Annotated in this window: 14 protein-coding genes; 4 read left to right on the top strand and 10 right to left on the bottom strand. The window is 61.3% G+C overall.

Annotation, left to right across the window (positions count from 1 at the left end; all coding sequences use genetic code 11):
* Window positions 1–22 precede the first annotated feature (22 nt).
* Both lptF and lptG read left to right on the top strand, forming a co-directional pair.
* Window positions 23–1,138, top strand: coding sequence for an LPS export ABC transporter permease LptF (lptF, locus tag ABRP30_RS22775; protein WP_349974797.1), 1,116 nt, complete (start codon window positions 23–25; stop codon window positions 1,136–1,138).
* Window positions 1,131–2,192: an LPS export ABC transporter permease LptG gene (gene lptG, locus ABRP30_RS22770; RefSeq protein WP_267818466.1), complete on the top strand. Its 1,062-nt coding sequence runs from the start codon at window positions 1,131–1,133 to the stop codon at window positions 2,190–2,192. Before lptF ends, lptG begins: the two co-directional genes overlap by 8 nt.
* Before the next feature lie 191 nt (window positions 2,193–2,383).
* Here lptG and ABRP30_RS22765 read toward each other — a convergent pair whose 3' ends face one another.
* The 6 genes from ABRP30_RS22765 to gcvH form a co-directional block, all read right to left on the bottom strand.
* On the bottom strand, window positions 2,384–2,872 hold the full coding sequence (locus ABRP30_RS22765; protein ID WP_267818464.1) for an RDD family protein: 489 nt from the start codon (window positions 2,870–2,872) through the stop codon (window positions 2,384–2,386).
* Between the two features lie 91 nt (window positions 2,873–2,963).
* A complete protein-coding gene (locus tag ABRP30_RS22760) occupies window positions 2,964–3,176 on the bottom strand; it encodes a cold-shock protein (protein ID WP_012316046.1) in 213 nt (70 codons plus the stop codon).
* 355 nt (window positions 3,177–3,531) lie between these two features.
* Window positions 3,532–4,653, bottom strand: a complete 1,122-nt coding sequence (gene gcvT, locus ABRP30_RS22755; RefSeq protein ID WP_349974796.1) for a glycine cleavage system aminomethyltransferase GcvT — start codon at window positions 4,651–4,653, stop codon at window positions 3,532–3,534.
* 28 nt (window positions 4,654–4,681) lie between these two features.
* The gene (locus ABRP30_RS22750) at window positions 4,682–6,058 is read right to left on the bottom strand and encodes an L-serine ammonia-lyase (RefSeq protein WP_349974795.1); all 1,377 of its coding nucleotides are present in this window, start codon (window positions 6,056–6,058) and stop codon (window positions 4,682–4,684) included.
* Between the two features lie 148 nt (window positions 6,059–6,206).
* Window positions 6,207–9,062 carry an aminomethyl-transferring glycine dehydrogenase gene (gcvP, locus tag ABRP30_RS22745; RefSeq protein WP_267818457.1) on the bottom strand — a complete coding sequence of 952 codons (2,856 nt, stop codon included), beginning with the start codon at window positions 9,060–9,062 and terminating at the stop codon, window positions 6,207–6,209.
* 11 nt (window positions 9,063–9,073) lie between these two features.
* Window positions 9,074–9,457 (bottom strand): glycine cleavage system protein GcvH, encoded by a 384-nt coding sequence (gene gcvH / locus ABRP30_RS22740; RefSeq protein WP_267818454.1) that lies wholly within the window; start codon window positions 9,455–9,457, stop codon window positions 9,074–9,076.
* A 604-nt stretch (window positions 9,458–10,061) separates the two neighbouring features.
* Here gcvH and ABRP30_RS22735 point away from each other — a divergent pair.
* Window positions 10,062–11,987 (top strand): S-type pyocin domain-containing protein, encoded by a 1,926-nt coding sequence (locus ABRP30_RS22735; RefSeq protein ID WP_349974794.1) that lies wholly within the window; start codon window positions 10,062–10,064, stop codon window positions 11,985–11,987.
* The gene (locus tag ABRP30_RS22730; RefSeq protein WP_267818450.1) at window positions 11,984–12,250 is read left to right on the top strand and encodes a bacteriocin immunity protein; all 267 of its coding nucleotides are present in this window, start codon (window positions 11,984–11,986) and stop codon (window positions 12,248–12,250) included. The genes ABRP30_RS22735 and ABRP30_RS22730 overlap by 4 nt, the downstream gene beginning before the upstream one ends.
* Window positions 12,251–12,340: 90 nt before the next feature.
* Here ABRP30_RS22730 and gltS read toward each other — a convergent pair whose 3' ends face one another.
* From gltS to arcC, 4 genes are all read right to left on the bottom strand, one after another.
* A complete protein-coding gene (gene gltS, locus ABRP30_RS22725; protein WP_349974793.1) occupies window positions 12,341–13,546 on the bottom strand; it encodes a sodium/glutamate symporter in 1,206 nt (401 codons plus the stop codon).
* Between the two features lie 152 nt (window positions 13,547–13,698).
* Complete coding sequence (locus ABRP30_RS22720; RefSeq protein ID WP_349974792.1) at window positions 13,699–15,207, bottom strand: sigma-54-dependent transcriptional regulator; 1,509 nt, start codon at window positions 15,205–15,207, stop codon at window positions 13,699–13,701.
* A 149-nt stretch (window positions 15,208–15,356) separates the two neighbouring features.
* Entirely contained in the window at window positions 15,357–15,725 is a 369-nt protein-coding gene (locus tag ABRP30_RS22715; RefSeq protein WP_349974791.1) for a DUF5064 family protein, read from the bottom strand.
* 56 nt (window positions 15,726–15,781) lie between these two features.
* Window positions 15,782–16,711, bottom strand: coding sequence for a carbamate kinase (gene arcC, locus ABRP30_RS22710; protein ID WP_115273960.1), 930 nt, complete (start codon window positions 16,709–16,711; stop codon window positions 15,782–15,784).
* Between the last annotated feature and the right edge of the window lie 109 nt (window positions 16,712–16,820).

Below are 16,820 nucleotides of genomic sequence, written 5' to 3'. Positions count from 1 at the left end.
TGACAACCCAGGAGTGTCTGGTTTGATCGTCTTTCGTTATCTCTCCCGCGAGGTCCTGGTGACCTTGAGCGCCGTCAGCGCAGTGCTGCTGGTGATCATCATGAGCGGGCGTTTCATCAAGTACCTGGCCCAGGCGGCCCAGGGCGTGCTCGACCCGAGCGTGCTGTTCCTGATCATGGGCTTCCGCCTGCCCGGTTTCTTGCAACTGATCCTGCCATTGGGGCTGTTCCTCGGCATCCTTCTGGCCTATGGCCGGCTGTATCTGGAAAGCGAGATGACCGTGCTGTCGGCCACTGGCATGAGCCAGCAGCGCCTGCTCGGTCTTACCATGGCACCCGCGGCGCTGGTCGCCTTGGTAGTCGCCTGGCTGAGCCTGAGCCTGGCGCCACTGGGCGTTGCCCAGGTGCAGCAGATCATTGGCCAGCAGGATGCCCTGACCGAATTCGATACCTTGGTGCCGGGCCGCTTCCAGACCCTGCGCGACGGTTCGCGGGTGACCTACACCGAGCAGTTGACCGATGACCGCAGCAACCTCACCGGTGTGTTCATCTCCGAGAAGCGCTTCAGCCAGGACAAGACCAAGGACCGTGCACCGTCGGTGCTGGTAGCCGAGAAGGGCCACCAGGAAGTACAGGCCGACGGCAATCGCTATCTGGTGCTGCAGAATGGCTACCGCTATGACGGCAACCCTGGCCAGGCCAATTACCGGGCGATCAAGTACGACACTTATGGCGTGCTGTTGCCCAAGCCTGAAGTCAGCGAGGAAGTGACCGAGCGTGAAGCCATTCCTACCTCCCAACTGATCGGCAATGCCGGGCTACGGGAACGTGCCGAGCTGCAATGGCGCATCTCGTTGCCGATCCTGGTATTCATCGTGACCCTGCTGGCAGTGCCGCTGTCCCGGGTCAATCCACGCCAGGGCCGCTTCCTCAAGCTGCTGCCGGCGATCCTTCTGTACATGGCCTACCTGACGATGCTGATTTCCGTACGTGGCGCTCTGGAGAAAGGCAAGCTGCCGATCGCCCTGGGCATGTGGTGGGTGCATGCCCTGTTCCTGCTCATCGGTCTGGGGCTGATGTACTGGGAGCCGCTGCGCCTCAAGCGTGCCGCCCGTCGTGCGGAGGTGGCGTATGGTTAAGCTCGACCGCTACATCGGCCAGAGCGTGTTGCTGGCCATCCTGGCAGTGCTGGGCATCATCCTGGGCCTGGCTTCGTTGTTCGCATTCATCGATGAGATGAGCGACCTGAGCGATACCTATACCGTCATGGATGCGGGCTGGTTCACTCTGCTCACGGCCCCCCGCCGGCTGTATGACATGTTGCCGATGGCGGCATTGATCGGCTGCCTGATCGGCCTGGGCAGCCTGGCCAGCAGCAGCGAACTGACCATCATGCGTGCCGCCGGGGTGTCCATCGGGCGTATCGTATGGGCGGTGATGAAGCCCATGCTGGTGCTGATGCTGGTCGGCCTGCTGATTGGTGAGTACGTGGCGCCGATCAGCGAGAACAAGGCCCAGGCCGACCGTTCCCTGGCCCAGGGCGGCGGTGAGGCGCAGAGCTCCAAGCGCGGTATGTGGCACCGTCAGGGTGATGAGTTCGTGCATATCAACTCGGTGCAGCCCAATGGCCTGCTGCTGGGCGTGACCCGCTACCGCTTTGACGAAGCGCGCAAGATCGTCACCTCGAGTTTCGCGCGCCGGGCACGTTACGAGACCGATCATTGGATACTCAGCGATGTCAGTACCACCTACTTCCGTGGCGATCACACTGAAGTGGTGAAGAGCCCGGAAGAACGCTGGGATGTCTCAGTGACCCCACAATTGCTCAATACCGTGGTGTTGGCTCCGGAGTCGCTGTCGATCACCGGGCTTTGGGATTACATCCACTACCTGTCCGAGCAAGGCCTGAACAATGCCCGTTACTGGCTGGCGTTCTGGACCAAGGTGCTGCAGCCGGCGGTGACAGCGGCGTTGGTGTTGATGGCGATTTCGTTCATCTTCGGGCCGCTGCGTTCGGTGACCCTCGGCCAACGCGTGTTCACTGGCGTACTGGTGGGTTTTGTGTTCCGTATTGCCGGCGACCTGCTTGGCCCTTCGAGCCAGGTGTTCGGCTTCCCGCCGCTGTTGGCGGTGGTGATCCCGGCCGGTGTGTGTGCGCTGGCCGGCGTATGGTTACTGCGCCGGGCGGGATGATGGCCTGCTGAGGTGAGAAAGCCGACCTTGAGGTTGATGCCGGTCAGGTAGCGTTAGCAGGGCTGCTATGCAGCCCATCGCCGGCAAGCCGGCTCCCACCGGTACAGCGCAGCCCTCAAGCGAGGCGCGGTACTTGTGGGAGCCGGCTTGCCGGCGATGGGCCGCAAAGCGGTCCCTTAATTGCTTGGCTGTCATTTCGTCTGTTTTGGCACCCGCACCAACTCGGTTTGCGAATAAATGTCATGCCAGCCGCGCTTTCGCTTGTCGATCAGCGACCAGAGAAACCCCAGCCCCAGGCACAGCCATGAGGCGATCGACACGATAAAGCGCAGCAGCGCCTGCCACAGGCTGATTGCGCTGCCATCAGGGTTTTGCACGCGCACGCCCCATACCTGCATGCCCAGAGTCTGCCCGCCGTGGGTCCAGAACTTGGCAAAGAAACCGAACAGCGCAAACAGCAGGATCGTCGACAGCAGCGGGTCGCCGTCCAGGGCACCAGCCTCGGTCAGTTCGCGCATACGCGCCTCGCCGATGATCGCCATCTGGATCATCTTGTAAGCCCCTGCGGTGACGATCAGCAGGGCCGTACACAGCAGGAAATCGTAGAACATCGCCGCCAGGCGCCGGCCCAGGCCGACCGGCGGGAAATCACCTTGGGGTGAAAGCAGAGGCTTGGGCATGCAGGACAGCTCCGAAGGATGAAGCCGTCATTCTACGGGCAAAAAAAAGCCCCTGCACAGGGCAGGGGCTTCCTTCGAAGTCGCGACCGGCTTAGCCGAGGACTTGAACCTTGTCAGCCTGCAGGCCTTTTTGGCCCTGAACTGCTTCGAAGGTGACCTTCTGGCCTTCTTTCAGGCTCTTGAAGCCGTTGCCCTCGATGGCACGGAAGTGCACGAACAGATCAGCACCGCTTTCTGGGGTGATGAAGCCGTAACCTTTCTCGTCATTGAACCACTTGACGGTACCGTTCTGACGCTCAGCCATTGTCTTATTTCCTATGAAGCTTAAATTTGAATGACAGTTACTTTCACGTTATCGAAAGTGAAAGAGTACTGGGCTGGGTTGCAGGAAAGTAAGTCACGTCGAACGGGTTGTAGCAGATTGCGGCTACTGGCCCAGGTCACGAACTGTTGCGACCCATGCAAACACAGTGCATTGACTCTACGCCAACTCCCAAGAAAAAAACAAGCCCTTGGTCAGCTGGAAAATCGGGCTTTTTTCGATAACTGGAAAATTCGTCGCAAACGGCATGACGCCTGGCCTGGCGCCATGTTCATAAGTTATGGAGCAGGTTCGAAAACGAATAAGTCGACCTGCCCGCAAACCTCATGTACCGCGTTCAACCGCGATAGTAACGTTGCGCCACAAAAGGCGTTTTGCTGACTTTCAAGGCAACCTTCTTGCCGCGCACCAAGGCAAACAGTGGCGTGTCCAGCGCGCCATGTTCGATATCGACATAACCCATGGCCACCGGCGCGCCAAGTGTCGGGCCGAAGCCGCCACTGCTGACTTTGCCCACGGGCTTGTCAGCGGCATCGACAATCTCTGCGCCTTCACGCACCGGCGTACGTTCCTGTGGCAGCAGGCCCACACGCTTGCGGGCCACGCCTGCTTGCTGCTGGGCAAATATCACCTCGGCGCCGGGGAAGCCGCCGGCACGCGCCCCTTCGGCACGGCGAACCTTGGACACGGCCCAGAGCAGGCTGGCCTCGACCGGCGTGGTGGCGGTATCCATGTCGTGGCCATACAGGCACAGGCCAGCTTCCAGGCGCAGAGAGTCGCGCGCGCCCAAGCCGATTGGCTGCACCTGCGGATCGGCCAGCAGGTGGCGGGCCAGGGCTTCGGCGGCCTTGGCCGGCACCGAAATCTCATACCCGTCTTCGCCGGTGTAGCCTGAGCGGCTGACGTAGCAGTCTTCGCCCAGCAGGGTGACGGGGCGTACCTGCATGAAGGTCATGCCGGCCACTTCCGGGGCCAGGCGCGCGAGCACGGTGACTGCGGCCGGGCCTTGCAGGGCGAGCAGGGCACGCTCCTCGAACAGTGGCTGAATCTGGCAACGGTCACCGATATGCTGCTGCAGGTGGGCCAGGTCCTGCGCCTTGCAGGCGGCATTGACCACCAGGAACAGCGTGTCGTCGCCCAGGTTGGCAACCATCAGGTCGTCGAGGATGCCACCTTGCTCGTTGGTGAACATGGCATAGCGCTGCATGCCCACCGGCAGGTCGATGATATCCACTGGCACCAGGCTTTCCAGGGCCTGGGCGGCATCCTTGCCGCGCAGCATGATCTGGCCCATGTGCGAGACATCGAACAGCCCGGCCTGCTCACGGGTGTGCAGGTGCTCCTTGAGCACGCCCAGCGGGTACTGCACCGGCATGTCGAAGCCGGCGAATGGCACCATGCGCGCGCCCAGTTCCAGGTGCAGGGCGTGCAGCGGGGTCTTGTGCAGTGTTTCGGACATCGGTGACTCCTTGGGTTTTGTTGTCGGGTCAACATTCGATGATGTTGACGGCCAGACCGCCGCGGGCGGTCTCCTTGTATTTGCTTTTCATGTCGGCGCCGGTCTGGCGCATGGTACGGATGACCTTGTCGAGCGACACGTAGTGCTGCCCGTCGCCACGCAGGGCCATGCGCACCGCATTGATGGCCTTGACCGAGCCCATGGCGTTGCGCTCGATACAGGGCACCTGTACCAGCCCACCGATCGGGTCGCAGGTCAGGCCCAGGTTGTGCTCCATTCCGATCTCGGCGGCGTTTTCCACCTGTTGCACGCTACCGCCCATCACCTCGCACAAGGCGCCGGCTGCCATCGAGCAGGCCACGCCGACTTCGCCCTGGCAGCCGACCTCGGCCCCGGAGATCGAGGCGTTTTCCTTGTACAGGATGCCGATGGCCGCGGCAGTCAGTAGAAAACGCACCACGCCGTCTTCACTGGCGCCGGGGACGAAGCGCATGTAGTAGTGCAGTACCGCCGGTACGATGCCCGCTGCACCGTTGGTCGGGGCAGTGACCACGCGCCCGCCGTAGGCGTTTTCCTCGTTGACCGCCAAGGCATAGAGGTTGACCCAGTCAAGTACCGACAACGCATCGCGAAGGTTGGCTTCCGGGTGCTGGCTGAGTTGGCGGTACAGTGCTGGTGCCCGGCGTTTGACCTTGAGCCCGCCCGGCAGGATGCCCTCGTGCCGGTAACCGGCGGCGACGCAATCCTGCATCACCTGCCAGATCCGCAGCAGACCTGCACGGGTTTCGGCCTCGGGGCGCCAGGCCGCCTCGTTGGCCAGCATCACCTGGCTCACCGAGAGATGATGGGCGGTGCAATGCCCGAGCAGTTGCTTGGCGGTCTTGAACGGGTAGGTGAGAACGGTGCTGTCTTCGACGATACGGTCCAGCCCGGCGGCCTCTTCATCGACCACGAAACCGCCGCCTACCGAGTAGTACTCCCGGCTGCGGATTTGCAGGCCGGCCGCGTCGAAGGCGCGAAAGATCATGCCATTGGGGTGGTAGGCCAAAGGCTTGCGGATCAGCGCCAGGTGCTGTTTCTCAATGAAGGCGATGCTGTGTTCACCGAGCAGGCGCAGGTGGCCGCTTTCACGGATTGCCTGCAGGCGGGCGGGAATGGCTTCGGTGTCGACGGTATCGGGGTGCTCGCCTTCCAGGCCAAGCAATACCGCCTTGTCGCTGCCATGGCCTTTGCCCGTGGCCCCCAGCGAGCCATACAGTTCGGCCTTGACGCTGGCGGTGCTGGCCAGCAGGCCGTCGCGGCGCAAGCCTTCGGCGAACCGCGCGGCAGCGCGCATCGGGCCGACCGTGTGTGAGCTGGAGGGGCCGATGCCGATCTTGAACAGGTCGAAGACGCTCAGTGACATGGTGCTTGCTCCAGAGGTATCCGGTTATCCCATTGGGGCTGCTGCGCAGCCCATCGCCGGCAAGCCAGCTGCCACAGGTGCTGCAACCTGCCGCGTAACCTGTGAGAGCCGGCTTGCCGGCGATGGGCCGCGCAGCGGCCCCACGCGGTCAGGCGTCCTGGTAGCTCTCGATCGACGGGCAGGCGCACACCAGGTTGCGGTCGCCGAACACATTGTCGACCCGGCCCACAGGCGGCCAGTACTTGCCTTCCACCAGGCTTGGCAGCGGGTACACCGCCTGTTCGCGGCTGTAACCGTGGGCCCACTCGCCAGCCAGCTCGGCAGCGGTGTGCGGCGCGTTCTTCAGCGGGTTGTCATCCTTGTCCAGGCTACCGTTCTCCACCGCGCGAATCTCTTCGCGGATCTGGATCATCGCATCGCAGAAGCGGTCCAGTTCTTCCTTGGCCTCGCTTTCGGTCGGCTCGATCATCAGCGTGCCGGCCACCGGGAAGGACATGGTCGGGGCGTGGAAGCCGAAGTCGATCAGGCGCTTGGCCACGTCGTCGACGCTGATGCCGCTGGTGTCCTTGAGCGGGCGCAGGTCGAGGATGCACTCGTGGGCGACCAGGCCATTGCCACCGGTGTACAGAACAGGATAGTGCTCTTCCAGGCGGCGGGCGATGTAGTTGGCATTGAGGATCGCCATCTGCGAGGCACGCTTGAGGCCGGCACCGCCCATCATGCGGATGTACATCCAGGTGATCGGCAGAATGCTGGCGCTGCCGAACGGTGCGGCGCATACCGCGCCGTCACGGTTGTCCAGTTGCGCGTGGCCGGGCATGAACGGCGCCAGGTGCGACTTGACGCCGATCGGGCCGACGCCTGGGCCACCACCGCCGTGCGGAATGCAGAAGGTCTTGTGCAGGTTCAGGTGCGAAACGTCGCCGCCGAACTTGCCCGGTGCGCACAGGCCCACCATGGCGTTCATGTTGGCGCCGTCGATGTACACCTGGCCGCCGTTGTCGTGAATGATCGCGCAGATCTCGCCGATCGCTTCTTCGAACACGCCGTGGGTCGACGGGTAGGTGATCATGATCGCGGCAAGGCGCTCGCGGTGCTCGATCGCCTTGGCGCGCAGATCCTCGACATCGACGTTGCCACGCGCGTCACACGCGGTGACCACGACGCGCATACCGGCCATGTGTGCGGTTGCCGGGTTGGTGCCATGAGCCGAGGACGGGATCAGGCAGATGTCGCGATGGCTTTCGCCGCGGCTGCGGTGGTAGGCACGGATGGCCAGCAGGCCCGCGTATTCACCCTGGGAGCCGGCATTGGGTTGCAGCGACACGGCGTCATAGCCGGTGGCGGCGCAGAGCATGGCTTCCAGCTCGGTGGTCATCTGCAGGTAACCCTGGCTTTGCTCGGCCGGGGCGAACGGGTGCAGGTTACCGAACTCGGCCCAGGTCACCGGGATCATTTCACTGGCGGCGTTGAGCTTCATGGTGCACGAGCCCAGCGGGATCATGCTGCGGTCCAGCGCCAGGTCCTTGTCGGCCAGGCGGCGCAGGTAGCGCATCAGCTCGGTTTCGCTGTGGTAGCGGTTGAACACCGGGTGTTCGAGGATGGCCGACTGGCGCAGCAGGGCGGCAGGCAGACGCGAGCCGGTACTGGCGGCCAGGGCGGCGAAGTCCGGTTGGGCCTGCTGGCCACCGAACAGCTGCCACAGCGCCTCGACGTCAGCCTGGGTGCTGGTCTCGTCGAGCGACAGGCCCAGGTGCGCGGCGTCGATCTGGCGCAGGTTGATGCGCTGGGCGCGTGCCTTGTCGTGCAGGCTGGCGGTAGCGCCGCCGGTAGCCAGGGTCAGGGTGTCGAAGGCGGTCTCGCCGACCACTTGCACGCCGAGGGTTTTCAGGCCGGCAGCGAGGATCGCGGTCAGCGCGTGGGTGCGTTCGGCGATGCGCTTGAGGCCCGCAGGGCCGTGGTACACGGCGAACATGCTGGCAATGTTGGCCAGCAGCACCTGGGCGGTGCAGATGTTGCTGGTGGCCTTTTCGCGGCGGATATGCTGCTCGCGGGTTTGCATGGCCAAACGCAGGGCGGTCTTGCCGAAGCGGTCGATCGACACACCGACCAGGCGGCCCGGCATGTCACGCTTGAAGGCGTCGCGAGTGGCGAAGTAAGCCGCGTGCGGCCCGCCAAAGCCCAGGGGTACGCCAAAGCGCTGGGCGCTGCCGATGGCCACGTCCGCTTCGAACTCGCCTGGTGGGGTCAGCAGCGTCAGCGCCAGCAGGTCGGCGGCCACGGCGACCAGGGCGTTGGCGGCGTGGAAGCGCTCGACGACTTCACGGTAATCGAACACTTCGCCGGTGCTGGCCGGGTACTGCAGCAAAGCGCCGAAGAAGGCGCTGACATCGCCCAGCTCACGCTCGTCGCCCACCACGATCTCGATACCCAGCGGCTCGGCACGGGTGCGCAGCACGTCGAGGGTCTGCGGGTGGCAGTGCACGGACGCGAAGAAGGCATGGCTGGCCTTGTTCTTCGACAGCCGCTTGCAGAAGGTCATGGCTTCGGCGGCGGCGGTCGCTTCGTCGAGCAATGAGGCGTTGGCGATCGGCAGGCCGGTCAGGTCGCTGACCAGGGTCTGGAAATTGAGCAAGGCTTCCAGGCGGCCTTGGGAGATTTCTGGCTGGTAAGGCGTGTAAGCGGTGTACCAGGCCGGGTTTTCCAGCAGGTTGCGCAGGATCGGCGCTGGGGTGTGGGTGTTGTAGTAGCCCTGGCCGATGTAGTTCTTGAACAGCTGGTTTTTACCGGCGATAGCTTTCAGCGCGGCGAGGGCATCGGCCTCGCTCTGGCCGTCTTCGGCGCCCAGTACACTGGTGCCCTTGATGGTGTCGGGGATGACTGCGGCGGTCATTGCCTCCAGCGAGTCGAAACCCAAGGTGGCCAGCATGGCCTGCTCATCTGCGGCGCGCGGGCCGATGTGGCGGGCGATGAATTCGTTGGCGGTGCCGAGGTTGATGGTCATGGTCGGGCTCCTCAGGCGTCGTCGTTGGCTTTGATCAGGCGGTCGTAGGCGTCCTGGTCGAGCAGGGCTCCGACTTCGCTCATGTCGGCAGGCTTGAAGCGGAAGAACCAGCCTTCGCCCAGCGGGTCTTCGTTGACCCGTTCAGGGTTGTCGTTCAGGCCGTCGTTGACGGCGACCACTTCACCGCTCAGGGGCATGTATACGCCGCTGGCGGCTTTGACCGACTCGACGGTGGAGGCTTCGGCGCCTTTGTCGTAGTGCTGCAGCTCCGGCAGTTGCACGTAGACCACATCGCCGAGAGCGTTCTGGGCGTAGGCGGTGATGCCTACGGTGACGCTACCGTCGGCTTCGACGCGCAGCCATTCGTGATCTTCAGTGAAACGCAACTCGCTCATGGGGAATCCTCGGGAAGCAGGGCGTTGGGCGCGGTCGGTTCGCGCTCTTGGGTTGGATTTACCTAAGCAAAAATGCGGCCAATTTTAAAATTCATATATATATCAAATACTTAATTGAGGTTTGCACCTGTCTTCAACATGGAGCTGGAGCGAAATCGTTCCGCTTCGCGTGGCACAGAAAAAAAACAGCAGATCAAACCCTTACGTTTACTCCTTGAAATGTGTCTGTAATGATTTAGATACAGTGTATTTTTTTCGTTACGAGCGGGTCTCGTGTTGATGTTTGAATCAGCGCGGCAGTACTCAGCTCAATACGTATAAAGAGACACAGGGTCGATGCCCTCATAACTTTGTAAGTATAAAAATGTGTAGGCTATTTCTATTTTTTTGTACCTCGCCGCGTTCAAGTCCAAAAGCCGTTTGACGTCAGTTATTATTGGCTCGGAATTTTTACCTGCTGTAATGGATTCGCTCATTTAATGCAGCTTAACAGCTGGCTGTAAGTGTTGGTGCTAATTTGCGTGATTGCGCAAGTGCTTGGGTCGATACGCACGCCAAAGCACGCAGTTGAATATTGTAAAAATGAGTTTTCAAGGAAGGATGCATGTCGAGAAAGCGCAGGCAAATTGAGTTGGATTATACGTTTATAGGGGGAAAGCCTCCGGTGGGCGGTTCTGTAATACCGCCTGGGCACTCAGGGCCATTGCCGCCGTTCGTTAAGGGTCACCAAGAAGATTGGTTCAGAGGGCTGGATGTACGCAGTAAGGATGGGCGGCAGAAAATTGAGTTCTATCACAAAGCGCCTTATGCAATGAAGGGCGCCGATGGTGATGCCAGAAATGAATACCTGGTAAATTTGTCCGTGGCCGCTCAGCACATCGATTCCGATGCACGGACGATTCGCCAGACGTTGGGAGGGCACCCTTCATCCCCTATTGATGCGCTGAGAGGTGACATTGCCGCACGTCACGTGCTTATTGAAAGGAAGGTCAATGACTTAAATGCGCAACGCGTCGCAGCCAACAGTTATTTCGGTTCCAGTCCTTTCGGCAAAAGCCCCGTCGACTACGCAATGGCGACGCATCGACTTATCCAACAGTCGCGCTTAGGGCCCCCAGCGCTGAAACAAGCATTGAAAAACGCGTACAAGGCGGCCTATACCGTTCAGCTACGTGAAGCAGAAATTCAAATACTTCACGCTCAGATCGCGACGTTAGAACAGGCTGTTGCGAACGCTGAAGTGCAAGCCGAAGCTCAGCGACAGGCCCATACCGAAGCGATGGCCCGAGCCCATGAAGAGGCGCTGAAGAGAGACCATGAAGAGGCTTTGGCGCGGGTACGCGCCATTGCTGAAGCACAAGCCAGAGCGCGTGAGGTCGCTGCCAAGGCAGCGGTCGAGCGGACGTTGGCAGAGAAGGCCATTCGTGAGGCCAACACTTACGAAGTCCTGCTCACTGGGCTTGCGGTAAATCCGGCGGTCGTCATGGCCCGAGGCGCCGCGCCAGTGCTTGACGCCGGTTTGACGCTGGGCACAGCGATACGCGCTGCAGTTGCATCGCTGGGCGCTGCATCGATCGAAGCGGTGGTGGGGCCGTTCCTGGTGGGGACTTTTGCGTTGCTGTATTCCCCCAAGCTGGGCAATGGGGAGTTGCAACACAACTACGTTCTGAGCGCGCCGCTGACTGACCTCACGGTCGAACTCGATGCTGCTGCTCAGGCTGCGGCCATCGAGCGAGGTGCGGTCGACCTGCCGATACGGATGGGCGACAAGCGCGAGCAGATCGGGCCAACCGAACTGTTCGCCGCCCGTACTGATGGCGCCGTCATCTCTTGCGCCGTAGCGGTCCTGGCGGCGCAGTACGACGCGCAAAACGGTCAGTACATCGTCACCACTGATGACGTGCCACCCAGAACGCTGGTTTGGACGCCTGCAGTCGAGCCGACTGACAGTTCCACAGCCCTGCCGGCCCTACCGCCTCCCATAACGGCGCTGGTTGGGCCGATGCTGGAGCCGCTTGAAGGCCGGCTCGACATCTATCCTGACCTGCCAGATATTGGGTTCGATGACTATGTCATCATCTTCCCGGCCGACTCCGGGTTGCCGCCGCTCTATGTGATGTTCAAAAGCCCCCGGAACATGCCAGGGGTGGTGACAGGTAAAGGGCGGCTGATACAGGGTCAATTTCTGTATGAAGGGAATCGAGAGGGGGCTCCGATTCCTGCTCAGATAGCCAGTAAACTGCGAGGGAAGAAATTCAGCAGTTTCGGTGCATTTCGCAGGCGGCTATGGCAGCTGATTGGGCGCAGCCCGTTGTTTGAGGGGCAGTTTGATTTAGGTGAACTCTTGATTATGCGTCGTGGTTTGGCACCTCCTGTACGGAAAAATGAGCGGGTAGGGCAACGGTGGAAATTTGAGATCCATCACATAAAGCGAATTGTTGATGGGGGCGCGGTTTATGATGTGGAGAACATGACTATCCTGTCGCCAAAGTTTCACATTGAAGCACATGTGGAGAAAAAAGAGCTATGAAAGAGACAATATCTGATTACACGGAAGAAGCATTTTTCCGGCTTGTTTATGGGATCTACCATGGAGATCCGGTTCTTTACCCCACGGATCGAAAACACACAGACGGTATGATGAAATTTGAGCGGCTGTCTGAGCACCCATTGGGTTCTGATCTGATTTTTTACCCTTCAAAAGTAGGCATTAAAGATTCCCCTCAAAGTGTGGTCGATGAAGTGAAGAGGTGGCGAGCTGAGCAAGGTTTGCCGGGCTTCAAACATTCATAATTGCAGCAAGGAATTCCCGGTCGCCTCAGGCCGGGAGATTCCGACTCATAGTATTTCTACTTTCGACGTAAGCATCGTGACCTAGCGTTATCAGCTTGCGCCAAAAAACGGCAGCGCCAGGTACAGCTTGATCACCACCACATTGATGATGTCGATAAAGAACGCCCCGACCATCGGCACCACCAGGAAGGCAATTTGCGAAGGCCCGAAGCGTTGCGTGACCGCTTGCATGTTGGCAATGGCCGTTGGCGTTGCGCCCAGCCCGAAACCGCAATGTCCTGCCGCCAGTACGGCTGCATCGTAGTTGCTGCCCATGATCCGGAATGTCACGGATATGGCAAAAAGCGCCATGAGCAAGGTCTGCGCTGCCAGCAGCGCGAAGAATGGCAAAGCCAGTGCCGCCAGATCCCAGAGTTTCAGCGACATCAGCGCGATCGCCAGGAACAGCGACAAGCTGACATTGCCCAGTACCGATACTTCGCGCTCGAAGACCTGATAGCGGCCGAATGCTGAAAGCCCATTGCGCAGCATGACACCGACGAACAAGACACATACGAATGTCGGTAATTCGAATGCGGTCTCATGCAGCTGCTTGTTCAACAGGGTGCCCGCCATCAAGCTGACGGCGATCAGCGCAAGGGTTTCGATCATTGAAAATGGCGTGATCAAGCGTTCTTGGTTCGGTTGCTCGAAACCCTTGGGTGCACGGGGTATTTCCTGTTCCAACTCCGGTGTCTGCACACGGCTGATGAGCAGGCGGGCGACAGGCCCGCCAATCAGCCCACCCAGCACCAGGCCAAACGTGGCAGCGGCCAGTGCCAGCTCGGTGGCGGAAACCAGGCCGTATTTCTCGCTGAAGGTGGCGCCCCAGGCAGCGCCCGTGCCGTGGCCGCCCGACAGGGAAATCGAACCGGACAGCAAACCCATCAGCGGGTCGAGCCCCAGCGCCTTGGCCAGGCCAATGCCCAGGGCATTCTGCACCACCAGCAGCCCGGTGACCGCCATCAGAAAGACACCGACAATTCGCCCGCCTTTTTTCAGGCTGGCGATGTCGGCACTCAAACCGATGGTGGAAAAAAATGCCAGCATCAAGGGCGTTTGCAAGGACGTATCGAACTGCACTTGGATGTCCATGGCGCGCAGGCCCAGAAGCAGCAGGGCAACCAGCAAACCGCCGGCTACCGGTTCGGGAATATTGTAAGTGCGCAGAAAACCGACGCGTTTTACCAGGACGCGCCCCAGTAGGAGCACCAGCGAAGCGGCCGCCAGTGTGCCGTAGAAATCGAGTGCAAGCATGCAAGGTACTCTCTGCTCTGTTTAGCGGCGAACAGTCCTTGGTGCGCCTGAGGGGAGCGAGTGTAGGTGCAGTGCCTGCGTTATGCGGGTAGGAAAAACCTGATAAACACTCGGAATTTACGCCGAAAATACAGGGGCGGGTGGCGAACCCTTCAGAGTTTGTTTGGAATGCCGTACTTGCGCAGGCGCTGGGCAATCGCGGTATGCGATGTCTGCAGGCGTCCCGCCAGCTGCCGCGTCGAAGGGTGACTGGCATATAGCCGCTGCAGTAGCTGGCGTTCGAAATCACCCACGGCCTGTTCCAGGCTCGCTACTTCGCCATCCTGCCCACGCGCCACCGAGGTGCCGGCGATGTCCAAGTCGCCGATGTCCACCAGGTTGCTTTCACAGATGGCCGCCGCCCGAAAAATCACGTTCTGCAGCTGGCGCACGTTGCCCGGCCAAGGGTTGGCCAGCAGAGCCGAGTGGGTGGCAGGGGTCAGGCGGCAGGCGGGGCGCTGGATCTGTGTGCAGGCCTGCTGCATGAAGTAGTGCGCGAGCATGAGGATGTCCTGGCCGCGGTCACGCAGTGGCGGCACCTGCAGGTTGAGCACGTTGAGGCGGTAGAACAGGTCTTCGCGGAACGTGCCCTCGGCAACCATGCGTTCCAGGTCGCGGTGGGTGGCGCTGATGATGCGCACATCGACCTTTACCTCGCGGTCGCCGCCCACGCGGCGGAAGCTGCCATCGCTGAGAAACCGCAGCAGTTTGGCCTGCAGGTACGGCGACATCTCGCCAATCTCGTCGAGAAACACCGTGCCCTGGTTGGCCAGCTCCATCAGCCCGGGCTTGCCACCCCGTTGGGCGCCGGTGAAGGCGCCGGGGGCATAGCCGAACAGCTCGCTCTCGGCCAGGCTTTCGGGCAGCGCAGCGCAGTTGAGGGCCAGGAAAGGCGCCGCTTGGCGGCTGCTGATGGCATGGCAGGCACGGGCCACCAGCTCCTTGCCGGTGCCGGTCTCGCCATTGACCAGCAGGGGCGCATCCAGGGCCGCTACCCGCAGGGCGCGGGCCTTGAGGGTGCGGATCGCCGGGGACTCGCCGAGCAACCCATCAAAGCCCTCTGCATGGTCGTGGTGCAGGGCCGACAGGCGTTCGCCCATACGGTTGGGCGGGTACAGGGTCAACAGGCCGCCGGCGTTGGTGATGGGCGTAGCGTCCAGCAGCAGGCTCTGGCCGTTGAGCTGCATCTCGCGCATCGGCAGATGGAAGTTGTTGTCCAGCAGGGCCTGCAGCAGGCCGGGGTCACCGAACAGCTCGCCAACAGACCGCCCCGCTGACTCACGCCCGCACAAGGCGATCAACGCGGGGTTGGCCAGCAGCACCAAGCCTGCGCTGTCGACGGCCAACACCGGGTCACTCATGGCGGCCAGCAGGGCATCGAGCTGCAGGTGGCGGCGCTGGCCGGGGAGGATGTCGACCACGTCTACCGACTGCACGCCATGTACCTCGAACAGCGCGTCGTGCAGTTCTTCGAGCACGGCTGGGCTCAGGGTTGGGGCGTCGATATAGACGTTCGGTGGGACCATCTCCACGGCGTCCAGGTTGAGGTTGCGGGCACCGAGCAGGGCGAGGACTTCCTGGGTGATGCCGACGCGGTCGATGAAGCTGACGTGGATGCGCATGGGGAGGCGGGGGTCATGGCCGGGGAAGGCGGTAGTATGCCTTGGGAGCAGGGTTGAACCCAATCGCCGGCACGCCGGCTCTCACAGATACCCCGCTTGCCTGAGGCTCGGCGGGGTGCCTGTGGGGGCCGGCTTGCCGGCGATTGGCTTCACTCTAAATGTTCAGGCTTGATCGGATCGCCGGACTTCACATCCAATTTGGCGCGGATGTCCTCGAACATCTGGTCGTAGATCTTGTGCGGTGAACTGAGCGTTTCAAATTTCTTGGGTGGTGTGAGGTGATTCTGCGCCTTGCGGCTGAGCACCATCAAAAAGCTCGGCAAGACCTGGTCTTTGGCCAGGAAGAACGTTTCATCCACCGGTTTGCCCTCGATGCTTCCATGCAGGCGAAACTGCACACCTCGGCCTTCCTTGGGATCCTGGGTCGCTTCGTACTCGATCTTGAGGTCGTAGCTGTGGTCATTGTTATTCAGCGCAACGCGCTCGATATGCACGTGACCAGGTTCGAACTGGGCCATGGCGGAATCCTCCGAAGGGTCGAAAATGGCGGGCGGCCGGCGCCCGCCTACTGCAGTCAACGGTAGCTGATGCCTGGCTTGGCGGTTGAAACACGGGTGCCGGCGGTGCCTTTGACGATATCCTCGATATTCTCCAGCGAGCTGATCACTGCGACCTTGCCGGTGGCGCGGGCGAAATCGCTGGCGGCCTGTACCTTCGGCCCCATGGAGCCGGCGGCGAAGCCCAGGCGTTCGAGTTCGTCGGGGTGGGCCTGGGCAATGGCTTTTTGCGTGGGCTTGCCCCAGTCGATGTAAGCCGCATCGACGTCAGTGGCGATTATCAGCAGGTCGGCTTCCAATTGCTCGGCCAGCAGCGCCGAGCACAGGTCCTTGTCGATAACCGCTTCGATGCCTTTGAGCTTGCGGTTTTCATCGTACATGGTGGGGATGCCGCCACCGCCGGCGCAGATCACGATGCTGTTTTTTTCCAGCAGCCACTTGATCGGGCGGATCTCGAAGATGCGCTTGGGTTTGGGGCTGGCCACCACGCGGCGGTACTTGTCGCCGTCGGCCTTGACCACCCAGCCTTTTTCCTTGGCCAGGCGTTCGGCTTCTTCCTTGCTGTAGACCGGGCCGATGAACTTGGTAGGGTCCTTGAAGGCCGGATCGTTGGCATCGACTTCGACTTGGGTGAGCAGGGTGGCGAACGGCACTTCGAACGCCAGCAGGTTACCCAGCTCCTGTTCGATCATGTAGCCGATCATGCCTTCGGTTTCGGCGCCAAGCACGTCCAGCGGGTAGGCTTCATCAGGTTTGTACGACAGGGCCTGCAATGACAGCAAGCCAACCTGGGGGCCGTTACCGTGGGCGATGACCAGCTCGTTGCCAGGGTGAATCTTGGCGATCTGCTCGGTGGCGGTGCGGATATTGGCGCGCTGGTTGTCAGCGGTCATGGGCTCGCCGCGACGCAGCAGGGCGTTGCCGCCCAATGCTACAACGATACGCATGGGAATGTCCTTGTGTGGGCAGCTTCAAGCGCCAAGCTACAAGCTCAAGATGAGGCGGGCTGCAGTCATGTGCCGCTGTTCTTGTAACTTGGAGCTTGAGGCTTGCAGC

It is taken from the genome of Pseudomonas sp. WHRI 8519 (assembly GCF_040224055.2).
GTDB classification, from domain to species: Bacteria; Pseudomonadota; Gammaproteobacteria; order Pseudomonadales; family Pseudomonadaceae; genus Aquipseudomonas; species Aquipseudomonas putida_X.
The sequence above is the reverse complement of the archived record's forward strand: the minus strand, read 5'-3'. Positions and strand labels throughout refer to the sequence as shown.